Genomic DNA, 13624 nt, shown 5'->3' on the forward strand with positions numbered 1-13624 from the left:
TAACTGAAAGACAGAGAAATCGCGCATTTGTTGTGTAATCGCCGTAACATGGCTTTTGTGCTTCTTGTTCCAATTTCGACTCATATGAAAAATACGCCCCAGACTCCTGGCATCAAAGACATTGCGAGAGAACTTGGCATCTCGATCGGCACGGTGGATCGTGCATTGCACGAGCGAACCGGCGTCAGCCCGAAGACGAAAGAGCGTGTGCGGCAGATGGCAGAGCGACTGGGATATAGACCCAATCTCGCTGCGCAAGCGTTGAAGCTCAACCGCCGAATCGAGATCGGAGTGGTTCTCCCCAAAGAGATCTCTCATTTCTTCGACCCGTTGCGCGCCGGCATCCGGGCTGCGGCAGACGCTACGGTTGGAGTGCACATCAATGTGGTCTTCCATGAATATCCTCGCCTCGGGCAGGGAGATGCCGAAATGCTGGAGTCCCAGCTGAAGGAGCGGTACGACGGTATTATCTTTACCCCTGGCAATCCGAGAAAACTTGATCCGATTATCCGTCGTTTGACCGACCACGGCACTGCGATGCTTTGCGTCTCCAGCGATGCGCCCGGAAGTGGTCGCATTGGTCTCGTTTCTGCGCACGCATACACAAGTGGTGCGCTGGCGGCCGAGCTTCTGTCGCACAAACTGACTCGCAAGACGCACGTGGCCACAGTGACTGGTGAACTTACTACCGTCGACCACGCGGAAAAACTTCGCGGCTTCGCAGCTACCCTTGCGATGTTTGCTCCACATCTCACGTTGTTGCCCGCTGTCGAGTCTCATGAACGTCCTAAGGAGGCCTATCGACAGACGCTTGCGCTGCTCCGTGGTGACGGAAAGCCGCAAGGGCTGTATATCAGCACGGCGAATAGTGTTCCGGTACTCCAGGCTCTTGAAGAGGAAGGTCTGCTCGGGAAGATTCAGGTCGTCACAACCGATCTCTTCCAACAACTCGTTCCTTTGATCGAGACGGGGAAGATTCTTGCAACGCTCTATCAGCGTCCCTTTACGCAAGGAAAGGTCGCGTTCGAAAGCCTCATCACCTATTTGCTCGAAGATAAGAAAACCTCCCCCATGATCCGTCTTGCACCGCATATTATCTTCCGTAGTAATCTTCCTCTCTTCATGGCGCGATTGGACGACCTCGCAGATCCTGGACGGTCCTAGACCGCTGCCTGACTGACTGGGTCTCGCGAGATTACTCTATCTGGCAGCCTCAGGGACGAAACGGATCGCACAGCCGCCGCCACTTGCCAGATGCAGGGTAAGCTCCTCCCCCTCACGCACAATCTGCTTCCTGACTACTACGTTCTTGGGATGTGTTGCTGCGTCTGCAGCATCCTGATAAATCTCGGCGGTGTAACGGCCTGCGCCAAGAAAGTTGAGAGGGACGTGTAGATCGCGTGGGGTCCAGTTGGTAACGCTGCCGAGGTACCACTCATTGCCATGGCTGCGCGCAATCGTCACGAACTCGCCTGGTTCACCATTCAGCACATTCATCGAGTCCCACTGGGTTGGAACATCACGAATAAACTGGAATGCGGGCTGGTTAGCGTAGGCTTGCGGACTGTCCGAAACCATTTGAAATGGAGTTTGAAAGACAACGTACAGTGCTAGCTGTTGTGCTCGCGTGCCCATCACCATCGGACTTTGATCGCGGGCGATAAAGTCATTCTCCGTAACATTGTTAAAGCCGCCAGGGGTGTAGTCCAACGGGCCAGCCACCATCCGCGTGAACGGAAACACTGTACGGTCGACTGGACTATCCCGTCTGGCCACCTTGTTGTTCTCGGCCCCTAAGACCGCTTCGTAACTGAGTACATTGGGATAGGTGCGCTCGATACCCCAAGGCTTGCTGGCACCATGAAAGTCGACCATAAGATGGTGCTCCGAGGCTTCCCTGGCCACGTCGTAATAGAACTTAATACCGTCCTGGTCGTCGCGGTTGATGAAATCGATCTTCACTCCGGCTACACCCCATTTCTCGAACAGAGGGAAGGCCTCTTTCATCTGGTTCATCACCGAGGTCGAATAAAGCCAAATCCACACCTTGACATGCTTCGCGGCTGCATAGCGTACCAGCTCCGGCACGTCGACATTGCCACGTAGCTTCGTGATGTCGCCACCGTCGGCCCAACCAGCGTCAAGCAACATATATGGAAACCCGGACTGAGCCGCGAAGTCCACGTAATACTCCATATTCTTTGTGGTGTATGCCGACTTTCCGTCCGGTCCAATATCACCTGCCCACCAGTTCCAAGATGCTTTTCCTGGGTGGATCCAGCTTGTGTCTTGCACTCGATTCGGCGAGTTGAGATCCGAGATGATATTAGATTCCATCAGCCTGCCGGGTTCGTCCGCCACGAGCAGAACCCTCCATGCCGAATGGTGCGGAAGAGTTGTAGTTAGAGCCAGAACCGCATCATCGAGCCGCGGAGAAAGTTTCGAGACGAAGTAGTGGCCGGCCCAATTTCCAGAAGGATTGGTAACGTACATGCCAGGATTTCCCTCTAGATCGGCCTCTGTCAGCGTCATCCAAGCTGCGCCTGGGGAGTGCATCAGTAGCGGCATCCCAATTAGGAAGCTGCTCGAAACTCCGCCCTGATTGCTGAATGCTGTGATGGGCAACTTCACATATTCACTCTCGTAGCTGCTGCGATAGTTTGGAAGAGCCAACGCCCATGTTGTTGCATCAGTGCTGATACGAAACTCCGTGTCTTCCTGTTTTAGACGAAGTTCTTTGATCGCACTTTGTTTGGGTACGACGTAACGAAAGGCGATACCGCCGTTGTAGGCACGTGCTTCAATCTCGAGTGATCGGTGGGGCTCATCGTTCTCAACGGTACTTAGCACCAGGCTGTTGTATTGGTCATGAACACTACTGACCTTGCCTGCCAACAGGGTGTAGTCGTCACTTCCTTTCCCCGGGACGCTCTCGACGATCTGGACTTTGCTTCCAAGCGGTGGGTGACCCTCTAGTTCAAGCGCCAGGGCAGACTGATCGAGTAACTGTTTGCCACGAAACGTCACCGAGTAGATAAGTTTGCCTACCGAGGATGAAGAGTCTTTTTCGGCGACTGTGACGAACTGTATGGTGAGCAGTTGATCAGGCGAAGAAAGTGTAACCGACTTGGATTGCGCAACCCCTTTGTGACCCCCGATTATTACTGCAGCAATTAAGACGATGCATGAGATCTTCGAATACCAACGCATAGTGAACAGCCTTTCGATAAAAATACGGCAGGAGAGTAGATAGCAGTACAGGGCGAAGGGCGCCGCACTTGCGGCGGCCCTTCACCCTTGATTTACTTCAGTGGAGCTGACTAGCAATTGTTCGCACTAGAACGCGTATTTCAATGACAGTTGAAAGAAGCGAGCATCTGGTGTGTTGTTCTGGAATGACTTCGGACCTGTGATATTACCTGCATTCGCGCTGTCGTTGGTTGTGGACGGATTAGCGAACGTCGGATGGTTCAGGACGTTGAATCCGTCAGCGCGAAATTGGAGATACTGCTCATGCCAGATCGCAAAGTTTTTGAAGATAGACATATTCACACCGTAGTATCCGGGTCCGTAGATCTGATTAGATTTTCCGCCGAGATACTGGATCACAGATGCAACATCTGTAACTGGTGTGGTGATTAAGTTGCCCGGCAAAGGGTTGGCGAAGGCACATGGGTTATACCAATTCGTACGGTTCCTTACCGAGGTTGGACAATCGGCGGCTGTCAGCGCTGTATTTGATGGATCCGGGGAGCCTCCAGCAGAGAAGGCGTCACGCACTACATTTGCCCTCCTGCTATCCGTCGCCCCAGCAGCCCCGGTGTTGTTCGCGTAAACAGTGAAGGGTGTCCCGCTCTGGGCGACCCAGGTCAGACTTGACGACCAGCCACCCACGATCTCATCGACCCATAGGGAATGATTCAAATACGCGCGTCCTCTGCCGAATGGGAGAGCATAGTTGCCGTTCATAGTGAAGCGATTGCGAACGTCGTAGACCGAGTTAGTTAATTCATCAATGATCGGGATAAGAGCTCGTTGCCGATCGCCGATGCCACTTGAGAGACCACCGGCAGATCCAGTGTCATCCGTCGCGTGAGCCCAGGTGTAGGTGGTGAGAAAGCTCAGGCCGTGTGAAACGCGCTTTTCTGCCTTTGCTTGCAGAGAATTGTACGTGCTCACGCCACCATAATGAATAGTCCCGATGCCCCCTAGATCAGGAAACGGCTGGAACTGCTGCGTGCTGGTTCCCGCTGCGTACAGAGCACGAACAGCATTTGGGTCCGCGTATGTACCCAGGTGACGCGACGAATTCCCAACGTAACTGATGGTCGCCGAGAGATTCGATGTCATCTGACGCTGAAACGACAGGTTGTAGTTCATCGTGTAGGGCGTCTTGATCTGGCTATCCACAGCGTGGAAGCCAGGCGAATTGACCGCGTTCAGAATGCCGTTGCCAAGGTAGGCTGACATGCCGCTTTCCAAAGTGAGGCCATTCGAGGGGCAATTTCCCAACGAGCAGGATTTGGGATTGATATTGATCTGGCCTCGGAAGGGGAAGTTATCACCTATGTTTGTACCGCCATTACTCTCCAACCCGCCATAGAAGATGCCATAGCCGGCGCGGATTACAGTCAGCGGGTCAGGCTGGAAGGCGAAGCCTACTCGTGGCGCGAAGTTGTTCAACTGACCACTCGTCAACCGTTGGTTATCGACATACTGAATGCCGATACCGTCTTTAGCCAAGATGCCTGGAAATACGCTACCGAGTGCGACTGTGTTTTGAATTCTTTTAGGGAAGATCACTGTACCGGAGCCAGTGCCGATTCCCAGCGAACCAGGAATGAAGTTCTCCTGGCTTCCGGAGTTCTCCTTGAATGGCTCATAGTAGTCGTACCGTACGCCTAGATTAAGTGTCAGCCTGGGATTGAGCTTCCAGTCATCCTGAAAATATACGGAGTCGTACCACTGTGCGTCGTTCACATTCGGCGCACTCGAGATAGCGCCGGTGTTCATCTGGTCGGCGAGAAAGTCGGCAATGCCAGAACCAGTTGTCGTGCTCGCTGTAGGATCGCTGGTGTATAACCCCGTGAAGTAATAGTTTCCAAGGTTCGAGGGTGCATATCGGTAGAAGAAGCGGATAGCCTGGAACGAAACTCCCACTTTCAACGAGTGATTTCCTAGAGTCTTTGAGACGTTATCGAGTATCTGATAGACGTTTTGAGATTCGTTCGACGTACCCTGTGAACCTGCGTTCGAGAGGCCATTGCTGTTACCTACGCCATTGTTGTAGATGACGAATAACGGCAGACCACCCTCATTTGGAGTGAATGGAATCCCGCCAAGGCCTAAGGTGGGAGCTAGATTGACATTGGCATTCGGCTGAAGGAACGAGAATCTGCCCGCATTGAAGCTGAATCGGAACTCGTTGGTGAGAGTCGGGGAAAAGATATGAGTTTCGCTTCCTACAAAATTTTGGGCGAGGTTGACGTCATATTCGCCACCATAGGAACTACCGTCGAGCGGATTTCCTAGAGGAAGGCCGTTCGTCGCTATTTGATGAACATAGCTGTAACGTACGTAAGTCTGATCGCGCGAACTGATGTTCCAATCCAGACGCTGGTCCCATTGAAACGTATTGTTGTGCGTTGGTGTGTTGACGATATAGTTGTTGTACGTTTTGCCGCCATTCGCGTTGGGCGAGGGATACAGGCTCAGAATATTTTGCGCTACGGCGTCGATTTGCCCTGGGCAAAAAACGTTGTTTTGACCGTTACACGAGAGCTTGTTCGCTGCTCCGCCGCCTGAATTCGGTTGGTAAAGTTGAACACTTTGACCGTTTAGACCGGAATTGAGCAATTCGGAAAAATTGCCTTGTCGCATTAACGCGGTGGGTACCGTGTATGTGCCTGGATTGCTTCTCGCGATGCGGTTGGCCTCGAGATCACCAAAGTAGAAGAGTTTATTCTTCCAGATCGGAAATCCAAGCGTCGCCCCGAACTGATTTTCATTGTATGGGGGAATCGTCAGCGCATTCCAATCTTTGGCATCGAAGACCGTGTTGCGGACGTACTCCCAGACACTTCCATGTATTTGGTTCGTTCCGGATTTGATGCTCGCACTTAGGACCGCACCTGCGGAGTGTCCAAACTCCGCGCTGAAGTTGCTCGTCTGGAGACTGAACTCCGACAAAGCATCCGGTGGAGGGCGAATGATGTAGCTGGAACCATTCAGGAAGTCGACAAGGTTAGTGTTGTTGTCGACGCCATCCAGGATGAAGTTATTCTGTTCTGCCCGCTGCCCATTCGCAACAAAGTCACCTGTGCCGGAACCGCGGGTGTTTCCGAGCGGAGGGGCGACGCCTGCGGTCAACTGAGCGATGTAAACGAAGTTACGACCGTTCAAAGGTGTGTTGTTGATGGTTTCACTGCTGATGACTTGTGCAACATTGCTTGTTTGTGTCTCAAGCAAGGGGGGAGCATCGGTGACGGTGACGGTTTCGGATACTGCGCCAGTTCGAAGAGATAGGACGACATTAAGTCTCTGTTCAGCATCGAGGTGAATGTTTTCCTGTTTAGTCGTCTGGAAGCCCGGCGCTGTGGCGCTGACCGTGTAGTTACCGATCTTCAGCGGGGAAAATACATAGACACCGCTCCCATTCGAGGTACGCTCAAGAATCAGACCTGTGTCGATATTTTTTACCATAACTTTGGCCGCTGGGACAATTGCGCCAGTACTGTCCTGCACGGTACCCGTGATTGCGCCCTGATCCACTTGAGCGAATGCGGCTTGATTGGTGACCATCATACCCAGCACGCACATGAACAGCAGTAGAAAGTGCCTGGCTCGTCCACAAATCTCATGCGACATTTTCTTCGTCATCTCAGTGCCCCTTTACCTATCGATCTCTTTATCTTTGCTTTCATAAACATTGGCCCCTCGGGAACAAATGCAACAGCAGGGCGTCACTCGAACAAATCTTTCAAGCCTTTGTGCGGAGAGTGTACGTTACCGGAAAGCAACGGTAGACCTCTAATTGAAAGACTGTCAAGCATAATTATTAAATTCATTAACCTCATTATTGGCGGTGTTTATGAGCAACGTCGCTGCGTGCTTCTGTATTACGGGTACGTTGCCCTAAATCCATGGGAAGGAATAGCTTTCACGTATCAATCGTTTCGAGAGAGAGACCTGACGCCCCACTAGTTTGAAGACATTACTTCCGCCTCAATCTCTTCGAGGGTCTTCTCCTTCGTCTCAGGAACGAAGGAGAAGACGAAGACCGCACCCAACATGCAAATCGCTCCATACCCTAAGAACGTCCCAGAGCTGCCAAGTGCATGGTTGATGAGAGGAAAGGTATATGTGAGTGCAAAGGAAGCGATCCAAAGAGCGCTAACGGCCACGGACACAGCTTGAGAACGAACACGGTTGGGAAATATCTCCGAGATCAGCACCCAAGTGACTGGAGCAAGGGTGAGGGCGTAACACGCAATCGCGCTGAGGGTCAGCACCAGAACCGCGCTGCCGTGCCACCCAGCTCGGTAAGCCATTCCAGACAAGAGATGTGACACCCCTATACCGATACAACCGAACAACATCATCGGACGGCGTCCAACCCGATCGACGATGAACATGGCGAAGACGGTGAATATGAGGTTGATGGCTCCCGTAATCACGATATTCAGAAGAATGTCGTTTTCACCATAACCCGCGCTACGATACACCTCCGCCGCATAGTTGAAGAGGATATTGATGCCCGTCCATTGCTGCAGCACGGCCAGTGCTGCACCGATTAAAACAATTCTCCGAACTCCCGGCAGCCAGAGATCTCGCCAGGAGGATTTCATGCCGGCCTCCAGTTCGAGCGTCCTCTTGATGTTGGCGGTTTCACTCAGCGCGTAGGTCGACCCACCGACTCGATTCAAAACCTTATATGCCGATGCGTCGTCGCCTTTTGTCATCAACCAGCGAGGGCTTTCGGGAATGAAGAACGACATAACCGTAAATAAAACCGCTGGCACAACCACAGCGCAGAACATCCAGCGCCACCCATATTGCACATTCCATGTCCCTAGAAATACGGAACGACTGACATGGTCTGGTATCGGACGGGCGATCTGCCAGTTCGCAATTTGCGCCAGCAAAATGCCAACGACGATTGCAAATTGATTCAGACTGACGAGTCGGCCCCGTATCGATGCAGGACTGATCTCTGCAATATATAAGGGGGAGATATTAGAACTGAGCCCAATCGCTGTTCCACCTACGATCCGCCAGAAGATAAACGCTGAGAAGGAGTAAGACCAGCCAGTCAGCCCCGAGGAGATTGCGAACAGGATTGCAGAGAGGAGAAGAACCGGTCTGCGTCCAAACCGGTCACCTGCATAGCCAGCCGAGAGCGATCCGATAAAACAACCGACCAGAGCGCAACTGTTCGCCCATCCTACAAGCTGCTCCGAGGTGAGTTGAAAGTAAGCCTCATAGAACTGTCGCGCGCCGCCAATCACAACCCAGTCATAGCCGAATAAGAGACCACCCATCGCGGCTACCAGAGTGATCGTCCAAAGGTACGCCGTATGCTGTGCTTTAGGAGCCTGGGCGGACATCCCGATATGGATCGGAGCTGTTTGCATGGCTCAGTTCACGGTCGTTTCAAGTGTTGCCAACAGATCTGCAGCCCCCGGATGATTTGCATCCATGGTCAGCACTTCGTTTAGCAACGTGTATGCATACTCCTTCTGTCCCAAACCAAGCAACGCCTGCGTGCGCAGAAACTTTGCCGTGATCTCCTGTCGCCGTAACAGGTCTTCTTCGAAGAGCAACATGGCAGGCAGCGACGTAGCAAAGTAATCGATCTTCGGCTCCTGGCGCTCCAGACTCCAGGAGTAGTCGTAGATCTCCTGAAACATCTGTCTTGCCTCTTCGCTCCGCCCCAGACTGATGAGAGCCTGCGCACTCCAATAAGTGGAATCGGAGATGGATTGGACCCGCATCTGCTGAAAGTCGCCACGGCAGTTTGCCGCTAGCTCCCAATGAAGCACGGCTTTGGGCTTGTCCTGATTTGCTGCATACGCGACACCCAGCCAATAGTCGATCATGCTCAAGTTCATCAGAAGATGCTTGGCTTCGCTAATGCTCTGTGGTGGATTCCAAGCTGCTTCAAATCTACGGATCGCCGTTGATTCATCTTTCTCGACCAGGGCTCTTTGACCGAGCAGCAAATTGGCGCGAACATACTGCGATAGCACCAATCCCTCTCCGCCCTCCCAAGGCTGGAATCGGCGTGAGAGCAGCACTTGCAAGGCGTCCTCCGGCCGGCCGACCTGATTGTAAAGTGAAGCCAGCTCTACGGAGAGATCGTCACGCGATGCGACAAGTTTGGGTACGTGTTGAAATGTTGCGAGTCGGCGATCGGGAGTCTCGCCAATGCGCTTCAACAACTGGTCTTGCTCATAAACGATGCGTGCGTCCGCTGGAGCGAGCGTGTTGGCTCGAGCAAACGCATCGCGAGCCTTCGTTTCGTCGCCGTGTACGTTGTGATAGGCAAAGCCAAGATTCCGCCAGACAGTTGGATAGTCAGGATCAAGCTCTACGGCGCGTTCCCAAAGCTGAATTGCATCTTCATGCCGTCGACGATCGTAGAGCAGATTTCCCAGGTAGTACGGAGCACGGGCATCTTCAGGATTCTGTGTCATCGCACTTTCAAGAAGAAGTATTTCGTCTAGGCGGCTGGGAAAGACATACTCGGCTTTTGCCGCAGCGGCGCTCCTGTAGGCGTCTGCACTCTCTTTATCAAGACCAAGCAGCATATAGACGCGAGCAAGAGCGTAGAGCAACATTGCGTCCGATCCATCTTTGGCGGCGGAGCCACCTAGAAGAACGTTCTTTGCTTGGAACAGCAAATTACAGCGCAGTAAGTCGAGTGCGAGGTCTAGACGTTGCTGACCGTTCGGCGGCGTCAGCCCGGTAGCAAGATATCTGCTCCAGTTATCAAGGGGATCAAGCTCACAAGTGTTCGCGATGCACTTCTCCGCCTCTCCATCTCTACCGAGCTGCCGAAGCACTACCGCCTTGAGGTTTCTCGCGTTCAAATTGTCGGTCTCAGCTTTCAGAGACCTATTTATTTGATCGAGCGCTTGCGTCCATTGCCGACGGCTGCAGTCGATCTCTGCCAGGCGATGGTAAGCGGGGCCGCGCCAGGCAGCGTTCCATGTCGATTTGTAGAAAGCCTCGTAGGCTTCCTCGACTCTGCTCTGATAGTTCAGCACCAGTCCGAGGTTGTAATGTGGCTCGCCATCGTAGGGATTGGGATTGCGATCTGTCAGGCGTGCGATTGCTACGCGGAGATACTGCTCCGCCTTCTTGAACTCACCGCGTCTCAGGTGCCAGCGACCCAGTGCGTTGTTCGACCGATAGTCTCCGGAGTCTCTTCGTATTGCCTCTAACCAATACCCTTCCGGGTCTCTAGTTGCGTGACGATACTGCTCCAGATGAAGGCCGATAAGATAGAGTTCATCGGTGGATTGAATATCCGCTGGCAAGCCAGGTTCGGTGGCAACCGTTGGAGAGGCCGCTGGGACAGTCTCTGCAGGCGCATAGCGCAGAACAACGTCACCACCTTCATTGCTCTTCAGCAGAAACTCAAGTTCTTGATGAACATCGCCAACTGAGAACTCCGCATGCAACGGAGATTCCGGCCTTAGCTGACCTCTCCAAACCGCAACTTCTCTTCCTTCGGACCGCAAAGAGATGATCGCCTCCGGTAATTCCCGAGTGACCAAAAGATGAATGCCAACGGAGTCGGCATTCCTTTCCATGCGGAGCGCCGCATCTAGGTTCGCAAGATCCGGCACTCCAATGTCGCGGATCGGATACCAGTACTGACTAAAGGCCTTTGTCTCCCCCGGAGAGAGAAAGGAAAAATCGGGCTGGTTGTCTGTGTACACGCCGGCCATCAATTCAATGTAGGGCCCATCGGAGTCGGTCAGACTGCGGTCCCACGCATATCCAAACTCGTGATTTCCCCAGGTCCATTGCTTCTTCCCTGGAGCAATGTGGTGATTCGCAACGTGCACCATGCCAGCGTTTTTGGAATGATCGTAGCCACCCGCAAAGTCTTGCTTTGAATTCGCGACCATATAGCTTGTCGGCACCGGAATATTTGCGTACCAACTTAGATCGTTTGGCGGGTACGATCCGTCCGGTATGAAGTTCGCAGGCTTCTCTTCCTCTGGAACGCCGTGGATCGCACGCTGGCCATAGTCGATTCCGTAGTAAGAACCTTGGCTCAGTGGAAACTCGGTCACGGCTCGCTTGGCGTGGTCAGCGACGAAGTGGACATCTCCAGGAAAGAAGGACTGATATTTCTCATGGACGCGCGTCGCAACGTTGGCCCACCATAAGAACGTCTGCGTATCTTGAGTTCGGTTGTAAAGACGTACTCTGAGTTCAAGATAAGCCTTGCCTGGGCGCAGGCAGATGCCGTGCATTCCTTTCATCCGTGCCATTGGATCATGATCGCTGCACCAGACCGTTACTGATCCATCCTGATCACGCTCAATCGCTACTTCGACCGGCATGAAGGTCGCGGGCCGGTGATGTTGTGGCCAATTGAACTCCACTCCACCAGAGATCCACGGGCCGGCGAGTCCGACCAAAGCCGGCTTGATTACGTTTTGGCGATAAAAGAAGTCGTAACCGTTGAGCTTGTCATATCCGACGTGGATGCGCCCTCCGATCTCGGGAAGAATCATCAGCCGAATAAAGTCGTTTTCGATGTGAACCGCGTCCCACTCCTTGTTCTGTGGCTCCGTGTCAACGCGATCGATAACTGGCAATGGATAAACCTTCCCACTGCTGCCCTGGTAGACGCGCTTTTCGAGGAAGAGAGGATTCGTATCGGGAGCTGCCGGCATATAGGAGCGCATCACCACGGATTCCTTCCAGACCTTTACGCTGCCTGTCTCGGTGGCTGGTGCCGGCGGTAACTTCAGTTTATGAAGTTCTTTCCCCGCGGGAGAAAAGTCTCCATCGGTCTCCGAAATTCGTTGCTCTCCCATTGCTCCGTTCCCCCGATAACGTGACGTTCTACGACATGAATAGTTGGATGGCCTTCGCGACGCAAAACATCGTTTACGTTACCGCAAAGAGAACTTTAGGTAGTTTGCCATATCCTTGTCAAGGAAACAGATCTCGGGACGTAGGCTTGTCTGAGATAATTTCGCTAAAAGATGGTAAACCACATCGATACGCTCACGCTTCAGAACGACCTTCTGCAGGTCAAGATCCTTCCGGAATTCGGGGGCAAAATCATCTCTCTAAGCAGTCTTCGCACGGGAGAAGAGTTTATTTTGCCGCCACTCAAGGAATATCGGCACGCCTCTTCTACCGCAGACTTTAGCGAACATGACGGTGGTGGCTTTGATGAATGCCTACCCAGTGTGTCGATTTGCGAGAGCGTTGAAGACGAACCCGCGGTGCCAGACCATGGTGATCTATGGCGTGTTATGTGGCATATCGATTCTCAGCGAGATGGACTTGTTCTTCATGCTGATGCACTATCGAGGCCATTGCGCTTAACAAGGCGGGCCACTCTGAAAGGTTCATCTTTGATCCTCGACTACGATCTTTATAACCTATCGGACGAACCAACCAATTGGCTTTGGTCTGCCCATCCTCTACTTCGAGTCGATGCTGGAGATCACGTCGTATTACCCGATGAGGTTAATCAAGTTACCGTGGAATACACCTCTGCCGGCCTCTTCGAAAGCAACACCTCTATCATCTGGCCAACCGCGCGATCGACATCAGGCGTGATGACGGATCTCAGCAAAGTGGCAGAGAAAGACGGCGCAACGGCACACAAACTCTTTGCTCGAATGAATAAGGCTGGCTGGGGAGCTCTTTATCGGCACAGGATAGGGCAAGGGCTTGTGATCCGTTTTGACCCTACTGCCCTGCCCTATCTAGGGATCTGGATCTGCCTGGGAGCATGGCCAGAGACGGGAAAGAAGCAATATACCGTTGCGCTTGAACCGACAACATCCAACTCTGACTCATTAGCGTCCGCACAAGGAAATGGAACAGCCCGCTGTCTGGATGCGCGAACACACTGTCGATGGAGATTGGAACTCGAACTTTTGGGGGCTTCCACCTCGATCGATCTAAAGGATTTTCGAGCGAGCGCGGCCCTACTGCGTCCAATCCAACAGTTGTAGCATCTGGCGGAATTGGTTTCGCGTCAAAGCTACGATATGCGAGCCTCCGACTCCAACCCACACCTTACGTCACGATGGGAGCATGCCGTTCGTAAAACATCATCGTCAGTCTTGAGCGACAGGTCCCAGACAAAGGCGATTCACCGTCATCGGTGTACCTGCGTCCGTACTCCAACGGGTATTGCTGTTCGGCTCGACGCTCTTTCAGTCTCAGCGACTCCAGCGTCACCTTGTGGTTACGTGATTGTCTTGACTTCTCCAGAGAGCAGGCAGGCTCGGTAGAGCGATTCAGCTTGACCGATAATCTCCGTCCCAAGCGTTGGCGAGCATACTTACGCAAAACGTCTCTTTTTTTTGCGATGACGGTTCGCGACGTTCCCAATAAGCTTTCATCGACAAACAGGAAA

6 protein-coding genes are annotated in these 13624 nt (G+C 52.9%); 2 read left to right on the forward strand and 4 right to left on the reverse strand.

Annotated elements, in window-relative coordinates:
* Nucleotides 1-84 precede the first annotated feature (84 nt).
* On the forward strand, nucleotides 85-1164 hold the full coding sequence (locus tag RBB82_RS09660) for a LacI family DNA-binding transcriptional regulator (RefSeq protein WP_433974916.1): 1080 nt from the start codon (nucleotides 85-87) through the stop codon (nucleotides 1162-1164).
* A gap of 36 nt (nucleotides 1165-1200) precedes the next feature.
* Here the strand turns inward: RBB82_RS09660 and RBB82_RS09665 are convergent, their stop codons facing one another.
* The 4 genes from RBB82_RS09665 to RBB82_RS09680 all read right to left on the reverse strand — a co-directional run bounded on the left by RBB82_RS09665 (nucleotide 1201) and on the right by RBB82_RS09680 (nucleotide 12059).
* The gene (locus RBB82_RS09665; RefSeq protein WP_433974917.1) at nucleotides 1201-3210 is read right to left on the reverse strand and encodes a glycoside hydrolase family 97 protein; all 2010 of its coding nucleotides are present in this window, start codon (nucleotides 3208-3210) and stop codon (nucleotides 1201-1203) included.
* Between the two features lie 126 nt (nucleotides 3211-3336).
* On the reverse strand, nucleotides 3337-6879 hold the full coding sequence (locus tag RBB82_RS09670) for a carboxypeptidase regulatory-like domain-containing protein (protein ID WP_433974918.1): 3543 nt from the start codon (nucleotides 6877-6879) through the stop codon (nucleotides 3337-3339).
* 320 nt (nucleotides 6880-7199) lie between these two features.
* Complete coding sequence (locus RBB82_RS09675) at nucleotides 7200-8633, reverse strand: sugar porter family MFS transporter (RefSeq protein WP_433974919.1); 1434 nt, start codon at nucleotides 8631-8633, stop codon at nucleotides 7200-7202.
* Between the two features lie 3 nt (nucleotides 8634-8636).
* On the reverse strand, nucleotides 8637-12059 hold the full coding sequence (locus tag RBB82_RS09680) for a DUF5107 domain-containing protein (RefSeq protein WP_433974920.1): 3423 nt from the start codon (nucleotides 12057-12059) through the stop codon (nucleotides 8637-8639).
* 171 nt (nucleotides 12060-12230) lie between these two features.
* Between RBB82_RS09680 and RBB82_RS09685 the strand changes: the two genes are divergently transcribed.
* A complete protein-coding gene (locus tag RBB82_RS09685; RefSeq protein ID WP_433974921.1) occupies nucleotides 12231-13217 on the forward strand; it encodes a hypothetical protein in 987 nt (328 codons plus the stop codon).
* The last annotated feature ends 407 nt before the right edge of the window (nucleotides 13218-13624 follow it).

This window comes from Tunturiibacter lichenicola (assembly GCF_051013355.1).
Taxonomy (GTDB): Bacteria; Acidobacteriota; Terriglobia; order Terriglobales; family Acidobacteriaceae; genus Edaphobacter; species Edaphobacter lichenicola_F.